Origin of the sequence: Meishania litoralis (assembly GCF_042611095.1) — a bacterium.
GTDB classification, from domain to species: Bacteria; Bacteroidota; Bacteroidia; order Flavobacteriales; family Flavobacteriaceae; genus Meishania; species Meishania litoralis.
In genome coordinates this window covers 1197202-1223225 of the sequence record NZ_JBHFPV010000001.1, presented here as the reverse complement: position 1 = coordinate 1223225, position 26024 = coordinate 1197202, and the positions used below count along the sequence as shown (strand labels likewise).

The 26024-nt window shown below is 40.8% G+C and carries 26 protein-coding genes; 18 read left to right on the top strand and 8 right to left on the bottom strand.

Annotated features, from left to right (window positions below; genetic code table 11):
• The 4 genes from ACEZ3G_RS05495 (at position 1) to ACEZ3G_RS05480 (ending at position 4662) form a co-directional block, all read left to right on the top strand.
• Positions 1-1557, top strand: coding sequence for a hypothetical protein (locus ACEZ3G_RS05495; protein ID WP_432424443.1), 1557 nt, complete (start codon positions 1-3; stop codon positions 1555-1557).
• Between the two features lie 292 nt (positions 1558-1849).
• Positions 1850-2923 carry a PA0069 family radical SAM protein gene (locus ACEZ3G_RS05490; protein ID WP_432424442.1) on the top strand — a complete coding sequence of 358 codons (1074 nt, stop codon included), beginning with the start codon at positions 1850-1852 and terminating at the stop codon, positions 2921-2923.
• 72 nt (positions 2924-2995) lie between these two features.
• Complete coding sequence (locus tag ACEZ3G_RS05485) at positions 2996-3343, top strand: YciI family protein (protein ID WP_432424441.1); 348 nt, start codon at positions 2996-2998, stop codon at positions 3341-3343.
• Positions 3344-3402: 59 nt separating this feature from the next.
• Positions 3403-4662, top strand: coding sequence for an RNA polymerase sigma factor (locus ACEZ3G_RS05480; RefSeq protein WP_432424440.1), 1260 nt, complete (start codon positions 3403-3405; stop codon positions 4660-4662).
• 19 nt (positions 4663-4681) lie between these two features.
• Here ACEZ3G_RS05480 and ACEZ3G_RS05475 read toward each other — a convergent pair whose 3' ends face one another.
• The 3 genes from ACEZ3G_RS05475 to ACEZ3G_RS05465 form a co-directional block, all read right to left on the bottom strand.
• A complete protein-coding gene (locus ACEZ3G_RS05475) occupies positions 4682-5341 on the bottom strand; it encodes an HD domain-containing protein (RefSeq protein WP_432424439.1) in 660 nt (219 codons plus the stop codon).
• Entirely contained in the window at positions 5338-6075 is a 738-nt protein-coding gene (locus tag ACEZ3G_RS05470) for a lysophospholipid acyltransferase family protein (protein ID WP_432424438.1), read from the bottom strand. The genes ACEZ3G_RS05475 and ACEZ3G_RS05470 overlap by 4 nt, the downstream gene beginning before the upstream one ends.
• An 89-nt stretch (positions 6076-6164) precedes the next feature.
• Positions 6165-6575: a BrxA/BrxB family bacilliredoxin gene (locus ACEZ3G_RS05465; protein WP_432424437.1), complete on the bottom strand. Its 411-nt coding sequence runs from the start codon at positions 6573-6575 to the stop codon at positions 6165-6167.
• 139 nt (positions 6576-6714) lie between these two features.
• Between ACEZ3G_RS05465 and ACEZ3G_RS05460 the strand changes: the two genes are divergently transcribed.
• The 4 genes from ACEZ3G_RS05460 (at position 6715) to ACEZ3G_RS05445 (ending at position 10248) form a co-directional block, all read left to right on the top strand.
• Positions 6715-7452 carry a TerB family tellurite resistance protein gene (locus ACEZ3G_RS05460; RefSeq protein WP_432424436.1) on the top strand — a complete coding sequence of 246 codons (738 nt, stop codon included), beginning with the start codon at positions 6715-6717 and terminating at the stop codon, positions 7450-7452.
• 46 nt (positions 7453-7498) lie between these two features.
• Complete coding sequence (locus ACEZ3G_RS05455; protein ID WP_432424435.1) at positions 7499-8083, top strand: HupE/UreJ family protein; 585 nt, start codon at positions 7499-7501, stop codon at positions 8081-8083.
• 82 nt (positions 8084-8165) lie between these two features.
• Positions 8166-8606 (top strand): deoxycytidylate deaminase, encoded by a 441-nt coding sequence (locus tag ACEZ3G_RS05450; protein WP_432424434.1) that lies wholly within the window; start codon positions 8166-8168, stop codon positions 8604-8606.
• A gap of 16 nt (positions 8607-8622) precedes the next feature.
• Complete coding sequence (locus ACEZ3G_RS05445; RefSeq protein ID WP_432424433.1) at positions 8623-10248, top strand: S41 family peptidase; 1626 nt, start codon at positions 8623-8625, stop codon at positions 10246-10248.
• Here the strand turns inward: ACEZ3G_RS05445 and ACEZ3G_RS05440 are convergent.
• Positions 10245-10448, bottom strand: coding sequence for a hypothetical protein (locus ACEZ3G_RS05440; RefSeq protein ID WP_432424432.1), 204 nt, complete (start codon positions 10446-10448; stop codon positions 10245-10247). The two genes, ACEZ3G_RS05445 and ACEZ3G_RS05440, sit on opposite strands and share 4 nt — an antisense overlap.
• Before the next feature lie 11 nt (positions 10449-10459).
• Positions 10460-11044, bottom strand: coding sequence for a MarC family protein (locus tag ACEZ3G_RS05435; RefSeq protein WP_432424431.1), 585 nt, complete (start codon positions 11042-11044; stop codon positions 10460-10462).
• Positions 11045-11172: 128 nt separating this feature from the next.
• On the opposite strand from ACEZ3G_RS05435, the gene ACEZ3G_RS05430 reads away from it, so the two are divergent.
• Entirely contained in the window at positions 11173-11745 is a 573-nt protein-coding gene (locus ACEZ3G_RS05430) for a DUF3109 family protein (RefSeq protein ID WP_432424430.1), read from the top strand.
• Here ACEZ3G_RS05430 and ACEZ3G_RS05425 read toward each other — a convergent pair.
• From ACEZ3G_RS05425 to ACEZ3G_RS05415, 3 genes are all read right to left on the bottom strand, one after another.
• On the bottom strand, positions 11735-13711 hold the full coding sequence (locus ACEZ3G_RS05425; protein WP_432424429.1) for a tetratricopeptide repeat-containing sensor histidine kinase: 1977 nt from the start codon (positions 13709-13711) through the stop codon (positions 11735-11737). The two genes, ACEZ3G_RS05430 and ACEZ3G_RS05425, sit on opposite strands and share 11 nt — an antisense overlap.
• 6 nt (positions 13712-13717) lie before the next feature.
• Entirely contained in the window at positions 13718-14452 is a 735-nt protein-coding gene (locus ACEZ3G_RS05420; protein WP_432424428.1) for a LytR/AlgR family response regulator transcription factor, read from the bottom strand.
• Between the two features lie 85 nt (positions 14453-14537).
• Positions 14538-14711 (bottom strand): hypothetical protein, encoded by a 174-nt coding sequence (locus ACEZ3G_RS05415; protein ID WP_432424427.1) that lies wholly within the window; start codon positions 14709-14711, stop codon positions 14538-14540.
• Between the two features lie 711 nt (positions 14712-15422).
• On the opposite strand from ACEZ3G_RS05415, the gene ACEZ3G_RS05410 reads away from it, so the two are divergent.
• The 9 genes from ACEZ3G_RS05410 (at position 15423) to ACEZ3G_RS05370 (ending at position 25943) form a co-directional block, all read left to right on the top strand.
• On the top strand, positions 15423-19400 hold the full coding sequence (locus tag ACEZ3G_RS05410) for a two-component regulator propeller domain-containing protein (protein WP_432424426.1): 3978 nt from the start codon (positions 15423-15425) through the stop codon (positions 19398-19400).
• A 242-nt stretch (positions 19401-19642) separates the two neighbouring features.
• Positions 19643-20008: a hypothetical protein gene (locus tag ACEZ3G_RS05405; protein ID WP_432424425.1), complete on the top strand. Its 366-nt coding sequence runs from the start codon at positions 19643-19645 to the stop codon at positions 20006-20008.
• Positions 20009-20548: 540 nt separating this feature from the next.
• Positions 20549-21007 (top strand): hypothetical protein, encoded by a 459-nt coding sequence (locus ACEZ3G_RS05400; protein WP_432424424.1) that lies wholly within the window; start codon positions 20549-20551, stop codon positions 21005-21007.
• A gap of 7 nt (positions 21008-21014) precedes the next feature.
• Positions 21015-21158 carry a hypothetical protein gene (locus tag ACEZ3G_RS05395; RefSeq protein ID WP_432424423.1) on the top strand — a complete coding sequence of 48 codons (144 nt, stop codon included), beginning with the start codon at positions 21015-21017 and terminating at the stop codon, positions 21156-21158.
• Between the two features lie 222 nt (positions 21159-21380).
• Positions 21381-21731: a hypothetical protein gene (locus tag ACEZ3G_RS05390; RefSeq protein WP_432424422.1), complete on the top strand. Its 351-nt coding sequence runs from the start codon at positions 21381-21383 to the stop codon at positions 21729-21731.
• A 73-nt stretch (positions 21732-21804) separates the two neighbouring features.
• On the top strand, positions 21805-22419 hold the full coding sequence (locus ACEZ3G_RS05385) for a hypothetical protein (RefSeq protein WP_432424421.1): 615 nt from the start codon (positions 21805-21807) through the stop codon (positions 22417-22419).
• Positions 22420-23300: 881 nt separating this feature from the next.
• A complete protein-coding gene (locus ACEZ3G_RS05380) occupies positions 23301-23525 on the top strand; it encodes a hypothetical protein (RefSeq protein WP_432424420.1) in 225 nt (74 codons plus the stop codon).
• A gap of 73 nt (positions 23526-23598) precedes the next feature.
• Positions 23599-24513 (top strand): methyltransferase domain-containing protein, encoded by a 915-nt coding sequence (locus ACEZ3G_RS05375; protein ID WP_432424419.1) that lies wholly within the window; start codon positions 23599-23601, stop codon positions 24511-24513.
• Positions 24514-24956: 443 nt separating this feature from the next.
• Positions 24957-25943 (top strand): ribonucleotide-diphosphate reductase subunit beta, encoded by a 987-nt coding sequence (locus ACEZ3G_RS05370; RefSeq protein ID WP_432424418.1) that lies wholly within the window; start codon positions 24957-24959, stop codon positions 25941-25943.
• Positions 25944-26024: the final 81 nt, after the last annotated feature.

Genomic DNA, 26024 nt, shown 5'->3' with positions numbered 1-26024 from the left:
ATGAGCTTGCAAAAAAGTGTTTTCCTGCTTTTTTCCGTTTTTGCCTTTATTGTGGTAAAGGCCCAGGAAATCCCCATAAAACATACGATTGGAGAAAAATATAACGATAGGTACAAATACTCCAATCTACTTACCATTTCCGATAACGAAAAAGGCGGTACGATACTCGTGCGTGCCTACTATACAGGTATGATATTACGCCCCAAGGGATATTTTATCGAGACCTATGACGAAAATCTTCAATTAGTAAATGAATACAATTATAAGCTTAAAAACGGCAATTTTGTGGACGGCTATGTGCGCAACGGACAAGTCTATCTGCTGTTTTTGGATTATAACTATGATACTTTCTCCTATGATTATGTGGTGCATAGAAGCCCTATGGAAGATATGAACTTCACCCAGGAAACAATTCTTTCGATTCGTTCAGATGAAGTAAGGGAACCTCTTGACCGAAATTATTACAATCGTAATTTTGCATCTGGTTTTACCACTTCAGTACTGTTCGATGATGCGAAATCCGCTTTTGTAATTAGTACACATTTCAAAAAGGGAAAGAACAACCAACACTTTATCTATCTTTTCGATACTAGCCTGAATAAAGTGATCACCCATGATTTTTCGGCCGAAGTAGAAGAAAAGAACTATTCTTTCGAGAATATCGCTTTTTCAAAAAATCTGCAGAGTGCCTATATCGTGGGCAAGGCCTATTTTAAAAAGAAACGTTTTCAAACAAGTGAACGCAAGTTTCAATACGAGATGATCAAAATATCATCGGCAGGGGCGCAAATTCAGACTTTTGACGACCCCGCCAAGTATTCGGAAGCGTTGAAACCTGTTTTTGCCAATGATAAGCTTTTGTGTCTCGGGTTTTATGCCGACCGAAAAGATAATCGTTACAACGGACTTTCATATTTCGAGGTCGATCCTTCGGACTTATCCTTAAAAGCCAAAAAATACAATCCATTTTCGAGCCAGTTTATGATGGATAAATTCGGGCGTGAAGACGACAAACAGGTCAAGAACCTCGTTTTTAAAAATGTGACCGTAAACCAAGATGGATCGATACTTTACAATGCCGAGGAGTATTTCGTCACCACCAGTGTACAGGCGAATTCTAGCGGCGGTAGGGTAAAGATCGAACGCTTTCATTATAATGACATCATCAGTGCGAAACTGAACACCTCGGGCGATGTGGAATGGATCAGAAATATCAATAAGGCAGAGGTTACCCAGGGCGATGGGGCATATGCCTCTTATAGTTCGTATTGCAAAAACGGAAAGACCTACTTTTTTATCAGCACCGCTGCCGAGAACCCTCAATTGTTGAGTGGTGATCGATTGCTTTTCAAGCAGGGCCTTAGTCGAAATCGAAATGTTTTCGCCATTCAGTTGGATGAAGGCGGTAAAATCAGTTTTGAGAAACTCATCGATGATAAAGACGCGCGGTTGCCTTTGATGGTTTCTGCACCTTTGGTAGATACCAAGAATGATAACCTGCTATTCTACGCCAAAAGGGGTACCAAGAAACAATTGGTGAAAGTCGCAATACAATAAGCTTTCACTTTTCTTCAAAATTCGAACTTCCGACCGATAGGTCGGTGGGGTGCCAGAAGTCTTCATGGATGTCAGCGTCAATGACCGATAAAGTTCGGCATGCCTTCGATAAAATGCAGTAATGATTGTTAATTCAGCTCAGTGACGGGGTTACCCGACCGATCGGTCTGTCAAACGCATGACAGACGGTAACTTACAATCGCCATAAACCGATTATTTAAGATGAAAACTTTAAATGGCAAATTACCTAATACTAGGATTTATTCCATAAATTTGGAATAAATCCTAGTAATTGAAAAACAACGAATACCTCAAAGGAAGAGGTGCCCAACAAAAAGTACATAACCGATTTGAAGCGCACCTTCACGAGATGCGGGATGATTTTTTGGAATTCTGTAGGATCGAGGGCGAAGAAGCAGGTAAGAACAAGACGCAGTATATCCCCATATTTCCAAAAACCATAGTAAACAAGGTCACGAGTCCTGATGTTGGTATGATGCATTCCATGAATCCCTATCAGGGCTGTGAACACGGCTGTGTGTATTGTTATGCACGAAACACCCACGAATATTGGGGCTATGGGCCCGGATTGGACTTCGAAAGTAAAATCTTGATAAAAAAAAGCGCGCCTCAATTGTTGGAGGCCAAATTGAAGCACAAAAATTGGAAGGCTGAGACAATTGTCCTGTCAGGAAATACGGATTGCTACCAACCTGCCGAGAAGCGGTTCAAGATAACGAGAGGTTGTTTAGAGGTATTCTTAAAGTATAGGCACCCGGTCGGTATTATTACTAAGAATGCGTTGATTCTTAGAGATCTGGACCTTTTGAAGGCACTTCAAAAAGATGGTCTGGTCGCGGTGAACGTTTCGGTGACTTCATTATCGGAAGATACCCGGCGAATTCTTGAGCCGAGAACGGCCTCGATCAAAAAGCGATTGCAGACCGTTCGTATGCTTTCAGAAAACAAGATTCCGGTAAATGTCATGTTGGCCCCTATCATACCGGGTATCAACAGTCATGAGATTATGAAATTGGCCAAGGCGGCTTCAGAAAATGGAGCGTTGTCCATCGCCTTCACGGTAGTCAGGCTCAACGGGGCGATAGGTACAATCTTTACGGATTGGATTAAAAAAACACTTCCAGATCGTGCCGATAAAGTATTGGGTCAGATCAGATCTTGCCATAACGGAAATCTGAACGATAGCCGCTTCGGTCTTCGAAGTCGCGGAGAGGGTAAGATTGCCGCCCAGATACATGATTTGATGCGATTGGCGAAACATACTTATTTTAAGGACAGCTCTTTTCCTAAACTGAATACCGAACTGCACGAGCAATTCAAAGATGGCCAAATGCGATTGTTTTAAATTAAATTGCGAAAATTGTCCAATTGGCAATTCGAAATACGTCTTTAAGGTGAACTTTTAAAAAACATAATTATGAGCAATTTTTTGTATTTATTTAGAGGTGGCGATCCAGATTGGAAACAGGCAGCACCTGAAGTGGTAGAAGCACACATGAAGAAATGGGGTGCATGGATGGGAGGACTGAAAGAAAAAGGCAAATTGGTAGACGGGCTGCCATTGTCTGGAGATGGCAAAGTGGTAGAAAATGCAGGAGAAGTTATAACAGATGGCCCATTTGCGGAAGGAGCCGAGGTCGTAGGCGGATATTTGATCGTCTCGGCGGATGGATTGGACGAGGCCGTTGAGATTTCAAAAGGCTGCCCAATATTCGAGCATGGAGGTAATGTTGAGGTAAGAGAAATCATGTCTATGAATATGTAACCGGTCGATTAAAACGATTGAAAGTCCGATATCACAATCGGACTTTTTAATTTTATAACATGCAGAACGCCGAGAAAGAAACATTGGTAGAATATGTATTTAGACATGAGTATGGCAAGATAATTTCGTTGCTTACCCATAAATTTGGTCCAATCCACCTTGAAAGAATCGAGGATGCCGTACAAGATGCCCTGATCAAAGCCATGCAGGTATGGGGTTATAATGGAGCTCCACAAAATCCAACGGCCTGGCTGCTCAGGGTTGCGAACAATCAATTGATCGATAGGCTTCGCAAGGATAAAAAAGTGGTAGATACCGATTTTGAACAACTTTTGAACAAAACCGTATCGATTCCCAAAGAAATTGAGCTTGAAGAAATAATCAATGACAGTCAATTGAAGATGATATTTGCCTGTTGTCATCCTTCCCTATCGCCCGAATATCAGATTATATTGAGCCTAAAGTTGATAGCTGGTTTTGGAAATGCCGAGATTGCAAAGGCGATGCTAAAAAAAGAAGAAACGGTGGCCAAGTCGTTCACTAGGGCCAAAAAAAGGCTGAAAGAAAATGTAAAAACCCTTGATACACCCATAGAACTTGGCTTAAAGTCAAGACTGAATATCGTTCTTAAGGTCATATATTTATTGTTTTCCGAGGGATATGCCGCCAGTTCGGGAACAACCATGATAAAAAAGGATTTTTGCATAGAGGCCATTCGGCTGGCTCAATTGCTGACAAGGAACAAATACTGTAAACTCCCGGAAGTACATGCATTGATGGCACTAATGTGTTTTCATACCGCAAGGTTCGATGCCCGGATCGATGCCCAAGGAGAAATGGTAGATCTTGAAAATCAAGATCGACGATTGTATAATGCCGAAATGATAAATAACGGTATTCGACAGATGGAAAGGGCAAGTGTGGCTTCAACCTTCTCCGACTATCATTTGCAAGCTACGGTTTCATACTACCATTGTATCGCAAAAAAGTTTTCCGATACCGATTGGAAAGGTATTTTGGCTTTATACGACCTGCAATTGCAAAGACAATATTCCCCGATCGTGCAATTGAACAGAATTGTTCCTTTTCATAAAGTACATGGTGCGGAAAAAGCGATGCAAGAACTTCAGATCTTTGAACAGAGTCCTCACTTTATTGACAATACCCTGTTTTATGCTATAAAATCAGAACTTTTGAGTGATTTGGAAGATTGGGGCAAAGCAATAATAACATTGAAAAGAGCTATTGAATCGACCGGTAATGAGCTTGAAAGGCAGCATTTGAAAAAGAAATTGACACTCCTTGAATCGAGAGAATGATTATCTGTTCCTCCCTTGATCAATCGGCTTCCCACTCTTTATAAAATTGTTCAAGGTAATCGAGCATGAACCGGTGTCGTTCCAATGCCAGTTTTTTTCCGGTTTTGGTATTCATTTTATCCTTGAGCAATAGCAATTTTTCGTAGAAATGGTTTATTGTGGGTGCGTTTGACTTTTTGTATTCCTCTTTTTCCATGGCCAAATTCGGGGCGATTTCAGGGTTATATATTTGCCTGTTCTTGAAGCCTCCGTAATTAAAAGCCCGGGCTATTCCGATGGCTCCGATGGCGTCAAGCCGATCGGCATCTTGAACCACTTGTAGTTCCAATGAATTAAAACGGGTTTTCGACCCCCCGTCCAAACTGTTTTTAAACGATATGTTCTCGATAATCTTTACCACATGATCCACCTTTTCTGTATCCAAGGGAAGGGATTTGAGAAAATCCCCTGCGATTTTAGGTCCGATCGTTTCATCCCCATCATAAAATTTAGCATCGGCGATATCGTGTAATAGGGCCGCTAAGCTAATCGTGGTGATATCAACCTTTTCGTCTTTTGCGATTAAAAGTGCGTTTCTGAAGACGCGCTGAATGTGGAACCAATCATGACCCCCTTCAGCGCCCTGCAATGTTTCTTGTACAAACGTGATGGTTTCTTCGACAAGTTCGGTATCGGTCATGGGTCGATCTGTATTCCTGAATTTACGGCACGTTCGGTAAGTGCGACCATATCATCCAGATTATCCGAAATTTCGATGGGTTCGTGCACCACAAAGGTCAAATGATTGCCGATGCCGTTAGGGAATTTTCCGTATTTCAACATTTTCCATGAGTTGTTGATGCTAATTGGCACGACGAGTGCTGAAGGGCAATTTTTCATCAATATTTTGAGTCCCATCGGTTGAAACTTTTTTGTCTGTCCCGTACGGCTTCGCGTACCTTCCGGAAATATAACGGCACTGCGCTTATACTTTTCGATATACTTGCCCAACTTGGCTATTTCGGTCAACGCCTGTCTGCTGTCTTTACGGTCAATTAGAACAGAGCCGCCATGCCTTAGGTTGAACGAGACACTGGGGATACCCTTGCCCAACTCGATCTTGCTCACGAATTTCGGATGGTATTTGCGCATATACCAGATAATCGGCGGAATATCGTGCATACTTTGGTGGTTCGGTACGATAATGAGTGGCCGGTCTTCAGGAATATTTTGTGAATTCTTAAAGGAATATGTAGTGCCCAAAGCATGGGTGCACCGTAACAAACATAGATTGAGCAATGCGACACTCTTTTGATGGGCATCGTACCCAAATAGATTGAGACATATCCATTGTATCGGGTGAAATACTACTAAGGTAAGCCCGAACAAGATCAGGTAGATGAAGGACAAAGGATATGCGAGCAATTTTTGCATAGGGATATACAAAAGTAAAAAACCGCTCAATTAAGAACGGTTTTTTTAGATTCTTTTCTACCCTTGGTACCAAGAGGCAATTTAGTGGCCTAACAGAACTCGTTGTAGGCTTCGGTCAGGTTTTCGGCGATGATCTCGGCGGGCCTTCCCTCGATATGGTGACGCTCGATCATATGCACGAGTTCTCCGTTTTTGAACAGAGCCATACTTGGCGAAGAGGGCGGAAACGGGACCATCAAATTACGCGCCGCATCTACCGCTTCGGTATCGACGCCGGCAAAAACGGTAACGATATGGTCAGGTTTTTTATCGTTCATCAAGCTCATTTTAGCGGCCGGTCTGGCATTGGCCGCAGCACAGCCACAGACCGAATTCACCACGACCAAGGTTGTTCCTTCACTATTAATGGCTTTTTCGACCGCTTCGGCCGTATATAATTCTTCAAACCCGGCCATGGCCAAGTCATCTCTCATCGGTTTTACTAATTCTGCAGGATACATAAACTTATGATTTAATGGATTTCAAAGATACGGGTTTTGTCGCATTTTATATAAAGACCTTAACGTTTCGTTGAGGTTATCGCCCTGTTGCTTGTAGGGCAATCGATGGGTGCTTATCTTTGGTGAAAATAAAAGACACATGATCAAGTGGTTGGCTGCCATATTAGGGTATTCGCTATACCGTTTTCCTGGGGCTATTTTTGGGTTTCTTGTCGGAAGTTTTATTGATAACATCACCGGAAGAGGTGGTAGGCCCCAAACAATTTTAGGTGACTTTGCAAGGCAAAGTGTTAGTCCCGCGGACTTTGAGCTAAACCTTCTATCTCTTTGCTCCATTGTCATAAAAGCCGATGGATCGGTAAGTAAACGTGAAATGGATTATGTGCAGCAGTATTTTGTCGGCACATATGGTAAAGAAAAAGCAAATGCCATTTTTAGGACTTTTAACGAAATCAACAAGAAACATGAGATTTCGGCACAGCGAATATGTGCATATCTTAACCAGCGCACGCGCTACGAGGTTCGGCTACAATTATTGCACTTTTTATTTGGTATCGCCCAAGCAGATGGACATGTAAGCGATTCGGAAATAAATAAAATTCGTGAAATAGCCGGATACCTTAGGGTGGCTTTGCGCGATTTTGAAAGTATTATGGCCATGTTCGTTCAATCTGCTGATAATGCATATAAGATTTTGGAAATCGAAAAGACGGCAACGAACGATGAGATTAAAAAGGCATATCGTAAAATGGCCAAAAAATATCATCCCGACCGGGTGAATACCGAAAATGAAGCCATAAAAAAAGGTGCCGAAGAAAAATTCAAGGAAGTCCAGAAGGCTTACGAACAGCTACAAAAAGAAAGGGGTATCAACTGATCAATAGAAAATATTCAAAAACTGATAAGTTATAGTATTGAACAATATGCAAGATTTTTGGTTTTATATAAAGCTTGGCCTTGACCATGTACTCGATTTTAGTGCCTATGACCATATTCTGTTTCTATTGGCCTTGGCCATGCCTTTCACGTTCAAGAGTTGGAAAAAGGTGTTGTTGTTGGCCACCGTTTTTACGGTAACCCATTGCCTCTCATTGGGCCTTTCGGTCTACGGAGTAGTTGTCATTGACGTTGGTCTGATCGAATTTCTTATCCCTTTGACCATTTTATTGACCGCACTTTTCAACCTGATCTATATGAAGTCGGCCGATGGGCACAAGAGTATATTGTTGCATCTGATCGCGACCGCATTTTTTGGCCTTATTCATGGTTTCGGGTTTAGCAACTATTTTAAAATGCTCATGTCGGGCGAGGACGAAAAATTGGGCCCACTCATTGGGTTTGCGACAGGTATCGAAATCTCGCAATTGATCATTGTGCTTTCAATCTTGGCCCTTGCCTATCTCGTGCAAACGATTTTTAAGGTCAAGCAAACGATTTTTGTTGTCATTGGCTCGATTTTGGTCGTACTTGTCACAATACCGATGTTGATCGAGACGTTCCCCTGGTAGTAGGCCAATGTTAAAATTAACCATATAATCATGTTCGGGTCTTTCAAAACCGGTAAATTCGTTATTCTGTACAAGTTCAAGTGTGAAACGAGACAAACAAGAAAAATACGATAAGGCCTATTTGAGAATGGCCCAGGAGTGGGGCAAATTATCATATTGTCGGCGACGTCAGGTCGGTGCGATCATTGTCAAGAAAAGAATGATCATTTCAGATGGTTATAATGGTACACCGACAGGATTCGAAAATATTTGTGAAGACGAAGAAGGATATACCAAATGGTATGTTTTGCATGCCGAGGCGAACGCGATCTCGAAAGTCGCCTCATCCACACAATCTTGTGAAGGAGCGACGCTTTATATCACTTTATCACCATGTCGCGAATGCAGCAAGTTGATACATCAATCGGGCATAAAGCGCGTAGTATATCAAACCGCTTATAAAGATGATTCAGGATTAAGATTTTTAAGAAAGGCGGGGGTTGAATTGGCACACATACCTGTAATCGAAGCCATTGTAGAATAGTGTTACAAGCCAAAAAATGAAAAAAAAATATCTTTACCTAGGGCCCCTTATTCTCTCCGCGGTTTTGGCTTTGGGCATTTTCGTAGGGGGTAAACTACATTTCAACGATACCCCTGAAAAACTGTTTACCACCAACTCAAAAAAAGATAAGCTGAATCGCCTGATCGATTATATCGACTATGAATATGTTGATGAAATAGACACCGACAGCATTGTCGATGTTACCGTCAACAATATTCTTGAAAAGCTCGATCCACATTCGGTCTATATCCCGAAGCGCGAGATGGCAAAGGTTTCAGAGAATATGAAAGGTGATTTTGTTGGTATAGGCGTTAATTTTTATCCTTATAAAGATACGATAGCCGTAATTCGAACGATACAGGATGGTCCAAGTTTCTTAAAGGGCATAAAACCGGGTGATCGCATCCTCATGGCTGACAATGACACGCTTTTCGGACGTGATTTCATCAACGATTCGGTGGTTCAAAAGTTAAAGGGAAGAAAAGGGACCAACGTTCGCCTAAAGATCTATCGTAAAAGTGTGGATAGTATTTTTACGGTAAATATCAAGCGCGATGTAGTACCTATAAAGAGTGTTACGGCCTATTATATGTTGACGGATGATATGGGCTATATCAAGATAAACCGTTTTGCCGAATCGACTTTCAAGGAGTTCAAATCGGCCCTAAGGGAGTTGCGAGAACAAGGGGCCAAAAAATTGACTTTGGACTTGAGGGACAACCCCGGCGGGTACCTTGGCATTGCGGAGCAGATGGCCGATGAGTTTTTAGAAGATGGCAAACTGATTTTGTTCACTAAAAACAAAAGGGGCAAAATAGACAAAATATATGCTACCGATGAGGGAGATTTTGAAGATAAGCCTGTATACGTGCTGATAAACGAGCGCTCGGCATCGGCCAGCGAGATTATAGCAGGGGCCCTTCAAGACAACGATATAGGTACCATTGTTGGCCGACGGTCATTTGGAAAGGGCCTGGTACAGCGTGAAATGGAATTGGGTGATGGTTCGGCCGTTCGACTTACGGTGTCAAGATACTATACCCCGACGGGCCGTTCGATTCAAAAATCTTACGACAAGGGCAATCGCGATTATTATAAAAGGTTTACCGATCGCTATCATAATGGTGAGATGGTTTCGGTCGATAGTATTAAGGTGGCCGATTCCCTAAAATTTACCACACCGAAAGGTAAAGTGGTCTATGGAGGAGGTGGAATAATTCCCGATGTCTTTGTTCCGATGGGGACTAACGAAGAGGAAGCTGTTGAAAGTATGGATAGTGTCGGCTTCATTTCCTTTTTTATATTCGAACATTTAGAGGAAGACCGCAATCGTTATGACCAATATACTGAGAAAGAGTTCATAGCTGATTTTAGCGTCGATGATATACTTTTCGAAAAATTTGTGGATTACTGCATCCAAAGGAAATTGAAAATGGAATATTATGACTATGAGGATGCCATAAAACTTTATTTAAAGGCGGCGATCGCCCAACAACTTTTCGGGCCCAATGTACACGCCAAAATAAAAAGCGATGCAGATATGATGTTGCAGCGGGTCTTAGCGCTTGACAACCCTCTTGTGAGCCAAGGCGAGGCCGAGGCGATAGAGGCAAAAAACTAGTCTTCGTTCAGTTTTTTCTGTATTTTTTTCGACGTTAGATAAGTCAATAAAAGTACGATGGCACATAATGAGGCCAAAATACCGATTATGGCAATGATGCTGTCACCTTCTAACGGATTTTTGAAATCGACCAAGGTAACATTGTAGGCAATCAAGGCAATGCCAAGCGCAATCAATACAAATGAAAGTGTTTTGCTCATGATATAAACGGTTAATTGCCAATCAACTGGCTGATATTGGCCGTGAACAATTTGACCGCAATGGCCATTAAAATCACCCCGAAAACTTTTCGAATAATATTCACCCCGTTCTTGCCAAGGACCTTTTCAATTTTTTTTGAGGATTTCAACACAAGATATACAAAAACGGTGTTTGCCACAATCGCAACGATGATATTCTCGACTTGGAATTCCGCACGGAGCGATAAAATCGAGGTCAGCGTACCGGCACCCGCGATGAGCGGAAAAGCAATGGGTACGACCGAAGCACTTTCAGGTTCGTCGTCCCTATAGAGCGAGATTCCCAGAATCATCTCGATGGCAAGAAAGAATATGATAAGAGCACCAGCTACGGCAAAAGAATTTACATCGATACCGATCAGTTTCAAGATTTCCTCTCCTACAAAAAGAAAGGCGACCATTATGATAGCGGCTACTATAGACGCCTTTTCTGATTGTATGTGCCCAACCTTTTTACGAAGGCCTATGATGATGGGAATACTACCCAAAATATCGATTACCGCAAACAAGACCATGGTGGCGGTAGCTATTTCCCTGATGTTGAAATTGAATGTCACAGATGTTGATTGTAAAATTTCGGCAAATTTACGTTTAAAACAGTGGTATCGGATGCTTCTACGATAAATAAAAATAAAGAGACGTTCAATCTTAAAAACTATCTTTGTCCGCTGAATCGATTTTAATTATGTTCCAAATAGGAAAGACCATTATATCGGAAGAAATATTGGAAAATGATTTTGTCTGCAACCTATCGGCCTGTAAAGGAAAGTGCTGTGTTGATGGCAATGCGGGGGCACCTCTTGAAGATAGGGAAACCGAGATTTTGGTCGACGTTTATTCCGATGTGAAACCTTTTCTTCGGCCCGAGGGTATAGCGGCCATTGAAAGACAGGGAGCCTTTGTAAAAGGTGATGATGGCGAATGGGAAACCCCGCTGGTCAACAATAGCGAATGTGCCTATGTAGTATTTGACAAAAGTGGTACGGCAAAATGTGGACTTGAAGCGGCCTATGATCAAGGTGCCATAAAATGGAAAAAACCTGTATCATGCCACTTGTATCCGATACGGGTGCGCGAGTATACCGAACTTACCGCGGTGAACTATCATAAATGGGAAATCTGCGACCAGGCATGTGTACTGGGGTCAGAACTTAAAGTACCGATATACAAATTTGTTAAGGAGGCTTTAATACGCAAATTTGGATTATCTTGGTATACGGAGTTAGAACAGGTCGCCGACGAACATATCAGACCGTAGGTATATGAAGTACTACCTTGGTGCCAGAGGCGTTGTTCACCTTATCGAAAAGGTCTAAAATCTCGACATTGAAATAATTTTGGTAATCTCGAGAAAAGTTGGCCAAACGCTCTTTGGTAATGTCTATTCCCAATGATTTTCTTTTGAGTACTTTGCTTTCCTTTATTTTTTCGGCTGCCTGCCTTCCTACACCGTTATCGGTAATCGCAATGTTTATGAAACCGCCTTTATCGCGCCCCACGTGAAGCTCTATTTTCTTGTCGCCTTCTTTCGGTGACAGGCCATGCCACAGCGAATTTTCAAGAAAAGGTTGTAATATCATCGAAGGGATCTTGACCAATTGGGTATCGATGCCTTCATCTACGGTAATCTTAAAATCGATCTCGTTCGAAAATCTTATGTTTTCGATATTCATATACAGTTCAATGGTTTCAAGTTCTTCGGCCAAGGGAATTTCTTTTAAAGATGAGGCCTCCAATATCTTACGGACCAATTTCGAAAATTTATTGAGATAGTGCACCGCATTCTTTTTTTCGTTGTTTATTATATACAACTTAATGGAATTCAACGAATTGAATAAGAAATGTGGGTTCATTTGGCTTCGTAACATGGTCTGCTCCAAAGTCAACAATTTTTTGTCGTTTTTGAGTTGATATTGGCGATAAAGCACATAAAAAAGTCCTGCGAGAAAGATCAAAACGATTCCGCTGATTAAGAAAGTAACCTTATTCTTGGCCAACCTTTGTTTTACAGCTTCATTGTCTTTTGCCAAAGCCGCTATTTGATCGCTTTTTTTTTCGGCTTCATAACGTACGATCATGTCGTTTACATAACGAAGATTTCTATCGTTCGATATCTCATCTTCATAATGTTGGGCGGTGCGATAATACTCAAGCGATTTCTTATAATCACCTTTTTTGGAAAATAAGTCGGACAAAAACCTATTCGCCTCTGATATTTCGGAGGGCAAGTTATATTTTTGGGCCAACTCAAGTCCCTTTATAAGATGTTGTTCCGCCTCAAAGAGTTTATTGAGATCGATTAAGGTCCAACCAAGATTGATATTGATCATCGCAACAATTTCCTGATCACCAAGTGTTTCGGCCTCGGGTAGTATGGTCTTAAATATGTCGAGGGCCTCTTCGGTTCTTTTAAGATGTACATATACATGGGCGATTCCGCTCTTGCAGATAACACGGCCCTTGTCAGAATTGATTTCTTCATTATAAGCCAGGGAAATCTGGTAATTTTCCAGCGATTCTTCGAGTTTGCCCTGGGCTTCAAAACATTCGCCGATATTCTGATAGTTGATGGCCAGCCCTAGTTTATTTCCAAGCTCTTCCTCCCTTTGCAATGATTTTCGAAATTGTTCTATGGCAAGATCATACTGCTCAAGTGATTGGTAGATATTGCCGATGCTGTTCAATGACACATTGATACTCCTTTTTATACCCATGGAAGGATTCTTCACCGTCTCGGCCAAAGCAAGCGCTTTTTGACTATAATCAAGTGCCGATTTAATGGCATCGGTCTTTCGGAATACGACACTTATCATGTTCAGGTTGTAAATCTCGAACTCAATATTTTCGGCTTGTTTGGCAACTTCTAATGCCTTTTGATGTATTGCGAGACTCCTCGAAAACTGTGATTTGTCACGATACACTCTGCCCAGTTGGCTCAGTGCATATACCTCTCCGTCAAAATATTCTTCTTCTGCCGAACGCTGAGCAAAATAGCGCATATAAATAGTGTCTCTGCGTTCTGGTTTTACGACCCTATCGATTTCGCTGTAAGTCTTTGGCCCCGCTTGTATTAGGCTGTCCACTCTGTTCTTAAATGCTTGGGTAATTTCTTGGGAAGAAACAGTAGAGGGCAAAATGAACAAAAAAGAAAGACAGACAAAACATCTGATGACCGCAATCAGCGATGCCCGTGGGCGAATTATATATGGCTTGAAAAATCCCATGGAAGCCTATAGCATATCTAAAAAATCCGACTTTTTCTGTCTTGAGACCGGTATTTTGTGATTTGACTTCAAAACAACATAACCATCGGTCTTAAGAAACTCTTTGATTTTGTTCAGATTGATAATATACGAATTATGTATTCTAAAAAAGGAGTCTTCGGGAAGCATTTCATTGACTTCTTTCAATTTTTTGGTAAGAACGATTTTTTGCCCATCGGTCAAAAAAATCGTACTGTAGTTGCCATCGGATTCAGCGTAAAGTATCTCGTCATTTTCAAGGAACAGCAGTTTGCCGTCTGTATTGAACATGATTTTTTTGTCCAAGGAATTCGAATTGAAGTTCAACAGAATTTTTTCGAGCCGTTCTGAAGTAAAATTCTTGGCGTTGTGTTTCTTGATTTTAGCGATTGTTTCCTTTAGATCATCCGTATCGATTGGTTTTAACAAATAGTCTATCGCCTCATTTTTTAGGGCCTTGATGGCATATTGGTTATAGGCAGTAGTTATTACGACCGGAAAATCTTTGTTCTTTAGTTTCTGAATGAACTGAAAGCCGTCCATGGTGGGCATTTCTATGTCCAAAAAAAGACAATCGGGCGTATTTTTCTCCAAATGCGCCAAAGCCTCGAACGGATCGGTAAAAGAGGCCACTACCTTTATTTCATTGCTAAAATTGGTAAGTTCCCAAGATAGGCTTTGCAGTGCCTTCATTTCATCATCAACAATAACGGCTTCTATCATGAGATTATCTTCTGAACAAAGAAAGTTAGTCAAAAATAGTTTTAATGTTTTACAAAGGTTCAAAAGATGTATCGATAGATTGATTTTAAGTACGGTTGGTATGAAAATAGCCGAGAATGGCCAACAGGTTTTGGTATGCTGTATTTGTACTTTTCCATGCTTTCGGTATGGCCATCTGAAAACCATTTACACAGTATTCCATACCATTTATACATAATGAAATTTTGAGTTTTGATTTTTGATTTAGTTTCGACTTCATAACATTCGATTAGGTTCCCCAAAAATTCAACGCCCCATTTTAGGAACTTAAAAATATAGTATCGTGAAAAAATGTATCATAATGTTTCTTCTTCTTGTCGTAACGCTCTTGATAGCAAGTTTAACACAAGATATTGAAGAGAATAGTCCAGATACTCGGTTAGTGTTGGATCAGACCGATTCAGAAACGTACTTGGAAGATTTTGAAACGAAAAATTGAGATAACCTAATAGATAGTACAGAAGTTGTTGAACGGTTGATCTTGACGGTGAGGTATATCGAAAATCTATAAGGCAATAATAGAAGGTAATAAATTATGAAGCTGCCATTCCAAAAAGGTACGGTCCTAAGGAAGTGCGTTAAAGAAAAGAACGTATTCTGTTTTGAACAGGCCCGTCTGATGAAGTTCTGAAGTTTGGGCACCCTACCACAAAGCTGGTTTTGGGCGTTGTTTGATATTAGGTTTCGGGGGAACTACCTGAGTCAACACCAAACGATGAAGATATCACTCGTGATGCATCGGAAGGACCGTACGGTTTGGCAGTATCATTTCAATACCTTAGCTGCCCAAAAATGGTTGAAAAATACTTCTTCTTAGGTTACAACTTTATTTTTTGTACCTTAAAATCCTACCATCCTTGAATTCAAAGTGAATAGAAAAAAAGCAAAATGGTTTTCGCAAACTCTTATTCTGATAGTGTGTTTGACAAACATGCCATTTGCCAATGCTCAATCGCAGATATCCTTTAGACAACTGTCGGTCAAAGATGGTCTTTCGCAGAACAGTGCCATTTCAGTTTCCCAAGATAGCACGGGTTACCTATGGGTAGCTACCCAAGACGGACTGAACAGGTATGATGGAAAAAAGTTTACCAAATTCCCTTACTCTTTTTTGGATATCACAAAACCTGACTATAGCGACCTCGGACAGGTCTATACAGACCGGGATGGAACAGTCTGGATTATTCCCTTAGACCAACGGCTCCACAAGTTCAATGTCGCCCGACAAAAATTCGAACCAATACATGACACCGATGGGGCCAGTTTCATTTATCAAGACTTGGCATTGAATATTTGGCTGGGTACGCGTGAAAGAGGCCTTTTGCGATTCGACTCAAAAACTAAAACCTTTTCTGAGATTGAAATTCCGAATTTCAAGGGAACCATCTTTAAGATCCTTCAAGGAAATCCAGAGAATGAAGGCCTTCTACTATTGACCAATAAAGGTATCATCAAATTTAGGCCACAAGCGAACCGCTTTCAGCCAATGGACGTGCGAACGGCGGATGGCAAAAAAATAGAGGCCATTGTCAGCGATGTGGTCTACACAGGAAAAAATCGACAATGGATCTCAACTTTTGGTGACGGACTTTATTTTAAGGATGGCAATGAAGGCGCATTGAACAGAATTTCTTCACTATCTTTTGTAAACGCCTTGCCGGTTGATCTGAATATTCTTGACCTGTATATTGATACAAAAGGGCGGTTATGGGTAGCGACTTATGGCAGGGGCCTTTATATGATTGATTTTGATACGATGAAAATCGACCATTTTAAGGTAGAAAAGCATAACCCAAGAGCCTTGCACTACAAAGATGTGCTGTGCGTTTACGAAGATTATTCGGGCACACTTTGGTTCGGAACCGATGGTGCAGGCCTGAGTTATTACGACGAGTATCTCGAAAAATTCAATTCCATAAAAAACTATCAAACTCCCGATGGTATCAATGTTGATGTGGTCCGGTCCATAGTAGTTGATAAGAAAGATGCGGTATGGATAGGGACTTCGGGAAAGGGATTGACACAATATGAGCCTGAAACCAATAGCTGGCGAACTTTTAACGTTGAGCTGGGCAATAATAGGGCCCTTAGTTCAGATAGAATAATGAGCCTTATGGTCGATGGTGACAATTCATTATGGATAGGTACACAAGGCGGGGGGTTGATGCTGTTGGATGATAAGGACGAAATGACATATTTTTCGACGAACTCGAAACCAAGGCTTTCGGCAAAAACGATATGGGCCATTTATAAGGATTCGAAAGATAGGGTATGGCTGGGCACACGCGAAACAGGGATAATACTATTTGATAAGAAGAAGGGAGAAATCAAGAAATACGTTGCTGACCCGAATACCCAAAAAGGCCCCTCCAGTAATAATATTAGGGTCATTACAGAAGATGGTTCGGGTAATCTATGGATCGGAACGGAATCAAACGGCATTGTTTTTTTTGACACCCAAAACGAGCAGTTTACCCCGTATCGTAAAACCGATGATTCCAATTCATTGGCAAACGACGGGATCAAATCCCTTCACTATGACCCGAAAGGTATTTTGTGGATAGGCACCAATGGCGGCGGTCTTAGTGCTTTTGATCTAAAGAGCCAAAGGTTCTATAGTTATACGATGGAGGATGGTCTGGCCAATGATGTGATTTATGCGATTCTGCCCGACCAAGAAGGTAATTTATGGCTTAGTTCCAATAGAGGGATTACAAGGTTCACACCACCAACAACCTTTAAAGAAGCCCCCGAAATAGTCAATTACGACAATTATGACGGCCTTGCGACCGAGTTCAACACAGGGGCCCATTTCAAAGACGATCGAGGGAGTCTTTACTTTGGTGGCTTAGATGGTATTTACTGGTTCAACCCTAAAGAAATAAAGGAAAACGACATAATGCCGAGAACTACGATTACCGGTCTTGAAATTTTTGATGAACCTTTTCCTATGTCATCGAAAGCCAAACTGGAATCTGATAAAAATACGTTGACCTTTACATTTTCAAGCCTGCAGTATTCACTTCCTCAAAAAAACAAATACCAGTACCGCCTTGAAGGTTACGATGATGATTGGGTTCGGGCCGGCAATGTGAATTTTGCCCGTTACAGCCAATTGCCTCCGGGGGAGTATGAATTTCAGGTAAAGTCGAGTAATTATGATGGAATTTGGAACGAAAATCCGGCAACTTTTAAGTTCGTTATTGCCCCACCTTGGTATCTTACTAATTTGGCCAAGTTCATTTATTTGATTTTGTTTTTCACGGCGATCTATACGATCTATCAGTATCTGAAATGGCGTATGAAAATGAGACTCGATCTTAAGATGAAGGAGCGAGAGGCCTTGCGGCTCAAAAAGCTAAATGACCTTAAATCGAAACTATATACCGACATTTCCCATGAGTTCAGAACTCCGCTGACCTTGATTTCAGGGCCCATTGACGCCGAGTTGGCCAAAGGGCATTTGACCCGTTCAGAATTTTCGAATTTCTCGATGATCAAACGCAACACTGACCGGCTAATGGCTTTGGTGGACCAGCTACTGCATCTTGCCAAATTGGAAAAGGGGAAATTGCGCATAAACCTATTTCAAGGCAACCTTGGCCTTTTTTTAAAGGCAATGGCCGCTTCCTTTGAATATCAGGCGGAAAGAAAGAACATAACGTACCAGGTCAAGATCGAAAACCTGAAAAACGGTTGGTATGATGAGGATGCCTTGGAAAAAATTGTCACCAATCTCTTGTCGAACGCATTTAAATATGCCCCATCTGGCGGAAAATGTTCTTTTGAAGCCAATGGTAAGAAAGGTAGGTTGAGCCTAAGTGTTCGAAACACCGTAGATGACCCCGAAAAGATTAAAATAGACAAACTTTTCGACCGTTTCTATCAACTCGACGACTATGCCGAAGGGGCGGGCGTTGGTCTTTCATTGGTTAGCGAATTGGTCAAACTCTATAAAGGGAATGTTAATGTAAGAATAGAAGACGATAATACCATTCACTTTCAAATAGACCTTCCTTTAAATAATGAATTGGCAGAGAACGTACCAAATTCAGATAATTCTTCTTTAATCGATGGTATAAAAGAAGATGGTGTCCCCCAGGCCGATATGACACTCGGCACATCGAAAACGGAGGAAGATAAAGAACTTCCCATCATATTGATTGTTGAAGATCATGCAGAGGTGCGCGAATTTCTTATTTCGGTTTGGATGAACAGATATCGGGTTATCGCGGCAGCCGATGGAGAAAAAGGCATTGCAAAGGCATTGAAAGAGGTTCCCGATCTGATTATATCCGATGTGCGCATGCCCATTTGCGACGGCATAACACTTTGCAACACGCTTAAGACAGACCAAAGAACCAGTCATATACCTATTATTCTGCTCACTGCGGGAATCGGTGAAGAACAGGAGTTGTTGGGCCTGGAATCGGGTGCCGATGATTTCATTGAAAAACCCTTCAAATTGAGAATTCTAGAGAAGCGCGTCGAAAACCTTATCGAGACCCGCAAAATACTTCGCAATAGGTATGGTCAAGAAGTAGTGCTTAAGGCCAAGGACATCGCAATAACGCCGACCGATGAAATATTCTTGAACAGGGTACAGAAAATCTTGGACGAAAAATTGTCCGACTCCGATTTCAATGCCGCCATATTTTGTAAAACCTTGGGTATGAGCCGTATGCAATTGCATCGAAAATTACAGATGTACACGGGTCTCAGCACCACCGAATTCATTCGCTCACAGCGCCTGAAACAGGCCGTGAATATTCTAAAAACCTCCGATGCCTCGATCAATGAGGTCGCCTATACCGTAGGTTTTAATACACCTTCCTATTTTATAAAATGCTTTAAAGAGGTTTATAAAACGACACCTAGCGAATACCTTCAAAATGTGGCGTCCAATTAAAATTACTGTTCGGTAACGAACCTGCTATTCATTTGCCTTGCAATATTCCCATCCGTTTTTTTGAATCTCTGACCTTGTTGGCCTCCTAGTCGAATATCTAAGATATAAACAATTTGCGCGCCAAAGTATTCCATTAATTGAGAGGTGTTACACTTATTGCACATATTGTTACATCTGTGGTACGAAAACGAACCTGTTTCGAATAGCTTCGCCATATGAATCATAATCACCAAAAACGAATAATGAAAACAAAACTGGTATTGATGTTGTCGATTATTTGCCTAACGAGTGCATGTGAAGATGCACTGAATCTGGGAAAAACCGATTGCTATTGGAGTGTTAAAAACGATCTTGACGAGTTAGAGGATGAATTTCAGTATGAAATGACCGTCTATAAAGATGAGGATGGTAATGTAGAGTCCAATAAGGTTTGCAAATGGAGGAAGGCAACAACTTATGCCTACTGGTATGAATTGAATTTTTACAGGACCGGTGATTATCGTGGTTGCGACCTTACCGAAGAGGAAATGACCGAACTGGGAGCCCGAATCGATAAGAGAAGAATGGAATTGGACCAAGACAGAGAGGTGTATACCTGTGAAGACTGATAAGTTCTCGGATCGAATTGATATGAAATTTAATGGAACACGGTTCTCTTGGCTTTTTATGATGGCAAGACCATCAAAACATGCCATAAGTCAAGCAATTAGGGGCCCTCGGCATCCTTGTTACATTTCTTGCATACAATGTTACATACGTGGTATAGAAAGTAAAGGTTGTAACGTAAATTGCTATTATTGATACTTTGTGACCAACCATAACGAATTAATAACTAAATAAAAAAACCATGAAAAAATTCCTTTTGTCTAAAGCGATTGTTTTGGTAGTTGTGTTAATCAGTATTTCTTGCACCAAAAATGGAGAGTGCGACCCATCTGCGGGACAGTTATCATACCTATGTGGGTGCCTAGAAGAAGATGGTTGTGCTCTTCCTGGGGGTATGACCGAGACTCAGTCTGACTCTCTTGAGATTGTTTCAAAACTTCCGATCAGACATTAACGACCACTTGTTTGTATATTTTAAAACGAACCTTTGGCACATACCAAGCCTAAGATTGTTTACAGCGCAAGGGTAATAATAAAAAGCAATGTTGCGAAGTTTCGAGATTATTAATAGAATCTCTCTTATCGATGTGATGGGCATTCTTTTCATTACAATGATATCGATAGTAGAGATAAAGGCCCAAACACGTACGACCAACGACATGCCCATAGTATTGGTGACCGATCTTGAATCCGATCAACTCGCTATGATAGAACCGTTGAATAATTTTTTGCAAAGAACCGAAGAGGATATTGTCGAGGCTTTCCCAAAACACGAGTTTTATAAGGGGCTGCTAAAAGGAAAGTACGAACTGAGAGAAGACCATCTTGTACTGCCAATAAAGGGAACTATCATTACCGTTTATACCGAGCAGCGTATTTTTCCGAACAAGGGTTTCTTGTCGAAAGTACAACTTAATTCAGGCGATGATTACAGATTGGGAGCGGCCAATGCCAAGGTCATATCGAACCAAAAAGGAGAATTGATTCTACGAATACAATAAGAGCAAAATGAAATTGTTTAGAAAACCCTCATCGACTTTGAATACGAAGAACACCATCTGGAAATTGGATGAAGTTACCCTATTGTTCATCTCTATTTTGTTGGTAGCCCTTTGGTTGATTGGTACCGTACTGATGACAAAAACTGGCTGATTCGACTTGAACAAGGGCGTTTACAACGCTTTGAAGTGCGATATATTCCTTTTAGTTCAAAAAGGGATGTTCCCCCCATACAATTTTGAAAAAATAATTTTAGAGAATGATTTCCTAAAAAGGTTATTGAGATCATTGCCATGGGCGAAACATAAGAAATCAAAAAGAATAAGAGCGAAATCCTTCAAAAACTCGGAATAATTAATACTTAATACACAATTTATGAAAACAACAATCCAAAAATCAGTAATGTTATTGGCATTGGCCCTATTGGGTTTCAACTGTGATCCAAGTGAACTTCTATCGGAATTCAACGCCTGTGGTGATGAATCTTGGGGCGAACGGACAGGTGCAGAAGCCGATGCTGCAGCAGAGGCCACTATTGCTTTTTCCAATTCACCAAGTAAGGAAACTTGTGAAAATGTTCGAACGGCGCTTCTCGATTACATCGAGGCACTTGAGAATATGGAAGAATGTGTAGTGCCCGCAAACAAAGATGCTTACGCCAAGGCTCTTGATGATAGCAGGGATCAACTACAAGAACTTGACTGTAACCAAGACTTTCAATCATGAGAGCCATAGCGCTAACTTTATATTAGAGCTCGAATATTTCTCCAAGAAACTGGTATGAAACTAAAAATTGAGTATGATGAAAAATGTAAAGGAACGCTTATTGCTTCTGTTTATGTTCATTGGTATAGCAGTTCATGCCCAGCAATTGACACCTGAGCAACAAAAACAGATTGAAGAAGCCCAGAAAATACAAGATAGCCTTATGAACTCCCCGGTTATGAAGCAGGTGATGGAGCAGGTCGAAGAGCAAATGAACCAGCAGTCCGATAAGGATGGGGAAGATAGTCCTGTTGAGCCCTCCTCGGTTGCCAAGGGTACGCTGTCTATCGATGGAAATACCTATAATTACCAAACTATTGACCGCAAAAAAAGCCGAATTCATTATGACGAGGGAGTTTGGCTTGAGCTATATCCGCCCGGGGCACCGGTCATCGTTTTCGAATTTCCGACCATCGAACGATGGAGTGCAATCCGAACTTATGAATTTGAGCTTCCCGGTTTTAATGAGGTTGATGGGCGTGAACCTCTTGTTTTTAATATAAAAAAGGATGGTCGGACTTTTGTTTTTGAGGGTCCGCTCCATGCCAGTTTGATTCTTGGACTAGTAACCGCAAAATTCAAAGGAGTCGGAAAATCTGCAGATGGAAAAGTGGTGCCAATATCGGGTGAGTTTAAAGTGTCCATATAAAAATGCGACATTCTTGAGAATAAAGGTTGGACTTGGCCCATGCGAACCATTTTCGGGCATTCATAATGTTATGTGTCACTATTATTACAAAATTGAGATTGCCACCAACAAAATAAACTTTTCATAAACATAATATATACCCGTACTAAAATGGCAGATTAAAGGGGCTTGGTTTTGACAGAGTACAACTCACTTTTGATTTCGAGCAACCATACTTAAAATCTTTTCTACAAAGCGTCCAGATAATTGACTGGAATGAAAGACCTATAGAATTGCTATGGTGGCAGCATGCCCTATGAGCAAATATTTTTAATATCATCTTTTTCTTACAGAATGTCAGCCTTGTGGTCGTGTTTGACCTTTTGAAAATGGGGTATTTCCCCCTAACTGATAAGGACATACGCCTCTTGAACGGTGCTTAAGATGCGAATATCTTGCACTGAACAAAAAGCATTAATCTTTAAAACAACGATTATGGGTAAAAGTTTTCTCTACATAAGTTGTTATCTAACAATGTTGGCCATTTGTAGTTTGAACAGTACGAATGAGTTTGAAGATTGTTTTGAAACCGGTGATTGCGATCGTTATGGCAGTCGAACTAATGACAGCGCTGTTTACCTGAGAGCGACCGTGATAGATTCTTTGATAAGGGAAACTGGTCCATTATCTGAAAACGATACACCCCCTGTAACTTTAACAAGCGATGGAAAATAAGTCTTTGCCTTGGTTGGCCATGGCCATATTGCTGATTTTAATGATACTGGTAAAAGTAGCGTCAGGCGTAAAATTTTTAGGAGAAATATTCAAACGATAAAACTATTCGACGAGAGGCACTTTAGGCTTTAAGATCGATGAACAATCAATAACCAAAAATCTATACAATGAAAACATCAATAGGTATAATCACCGCACTATTACTTAATACAATGTTCTTAGTTGCCGAACCAGTCGCTTTATTGACAAAGGGAATCGACCCTTTCATATTCTTGGGTGCCGAAACAGCTTTGCTTTTAGGTTATTTTTTGAATAAATGGTTAGAAAATATTCACCGGGCATTTCAAATTGATCTGGGGCATATCGATGTATTTGCCAATAAAGCCGAATGACCCAAATCAATTTTTGAACGGGTATTTAAGATGTCTAAGTAATCTTCGCTCTAAGTCTAAAATTATAAATATCATGATTGAAATCGAACAAAACAAGAAAACCCAGAGTGTAGCTTTAAACAGGTTGAAGAACTTTTTGAAAAACGAACAATGGTCGTATGCTTACTTTGAACAATTGGAGACATTGTTGTCTTTTGCGGCATCTGAATTACGCAAAGGAAATATTTCGAGGAACGAGATTATTGAACTTAATCAAAATTTGGGCAAGGATTTTTTGGAAAACACCTTGCATGGAAGGGGCTTCTTGAAGCCCAACGGTTATCCTGGAGATTATCTTTTTCTCGATCGGATCTATACAAACCATATTTCCAATAATCCAAATTATGGCATATGGGATATGTATTTGCAACAGCACGCAGCGCCGAAAGCCGTACGAAACCGAAAAGATTATTTTAAAGGTCTGGTGAAAGACAAAGCTATGGGCCGCTGTCAGATCAATGTATTAAATGTGATAAGCGGATCAGGAAGAGAATTGTTCGAACTGTACAATGAGGGCAGTACAAAGAATATATATACGACCTGTGTTGAAATCGATAAGGAGGCCATTGAATTTTCTAAGAACTTGAACAAAGATCATATAAAGAATATTGAATATACGAACACCAATATTTTCCGTTACGAGACCTCGAATACTTATGACCTGATATGGGCGGCAGGGCTTTTTGATTATCTCGATGACAGGGCCTTTGTGAAATTGTTGAAACGATTTAGAAGGTGGCAGAAGAAAGGAGGTGAGATAGTCATTGGAAACTATAACGATGACTATAATCCGAGTCGTGACTATATGGAGGTTTTCGGAGACTGGCACTTGATTCATCGTACCGAGACCCAAATGAGGCACTTGGCCGAGCAGGCCGGGTTTAGTACTGGGGTATCTGTTGGCCGTACACCGGATAATGTAATCCTTTATTTGCATTTACGGGCGTAAGATTTTCTCGAAATGAATCAAATCGACCGCATTGTAATGTGACCTATTATTTCACCCTGAATTTTAAACCAAAAAGTATGTTCGTTATATACTTTTTGGTTTATTTTTTTGATGTTCACTTTTTTTGAAAATCCTTAAAATCAGAGATAATTTCGAAAGGTCAATGAACATCACCAGTGAAGCTACATTTCAACAAATCGTGTTAAAAACTTTGTGATCGTTTTGCCAAAATCACCTTTTTTGATCGCTCACATTTTTCCATCTTTGTTCATCCCGACAGTAAGGTATTTTTCGCCTTGCTTATCAAAAATTAGCATAATTACACAGGTTGGCGGTCGATTTTCCGATTGTGAAAATTTCAGGTCCGATTGACTTTAAAAGTTATCGAAGTGTGATTTGATTCTTGGGCGAATTCTTGAAATAACGAATAAAACAACAATATTATGTCAACAGCATTGGAGCCAATTCTTGAAGAAAATGAAGATCGATTTGTAATATTTCCTATTCAGCATCATGATTTATGGGAATGGTATAAAAAATGTGAGGCCTGCTTTTGGACGGCGGAGGAAATCGACCTTCATGAAGATTTGAACGATTGGAACAATAAGTTGAACGACGATGAGAGGTATTTCATCAAACATATATTGGCCTTTTTTGCGGCGTCCGATGGTATTGTAAATGAAAATTTGGCCGAAAATTTCGTAAGTGAAGTGCAATATTCCGAAGCGAAGTTTTTCTACGGGTTTCAGATTATGATGGAGAACATCCACTCAGAGACCTATTCGCTTTTGATCGACACCTATGTGAAGGATGAGAAGGAAAAAAATATTCTTTTTAAGGCCATTGAAAACTTTCCTGCCATTAAAAAGAAGGCAGATTGGGCATTGAATTGGATAGAGTCGCCAAGCTTTGCCGAGCGACTGATTGCGTTTGCCGCGGTCGAGGGTATATTCTTTTCCGGGGCTTTTTGCTCTATTTTCTGGTTGAAGAAGCGAGGGCTTATGCCGGGCCTTACTTTTTCAAACGAACTGATTTCAAGGGACGAGGGTATGCATTGCGATTATGCGGTACACTTGCATAACAAGCATTTGATGAACAAAGTTCCGAAAGAACGTATAACGCAGATTTTGACCGATGCGCTTGATATCGAACGCGAGTTTATCACCGAATCGCTTCCGGTTAGCCTGATCGGTATGAATTCGAAATTGATGACCCAGTATTTAGAGTTCGTGACCGATAGGCTTTTGGTCGAGCTTGAGTGCGATAAGGTATATAACGCTACGAACCCTTTTGATTTTATGGATATGATCTCGCTTCAAGGCAAGACAAACTTTTTCGAAAAAAGAGTCTCTGAGTATCAAAAGGCCGGTGTGCTTAACAAAGAGAAAGATGAGGATGCACAAAAAATCAGTTTTGACGCCGACTTTTAACCTTGATTTGGCCAATGGCCTTTTAAATCAAAAAAAATAATACAAATAGAAAGACAACCAAATAACAAACGCAAAAACAAC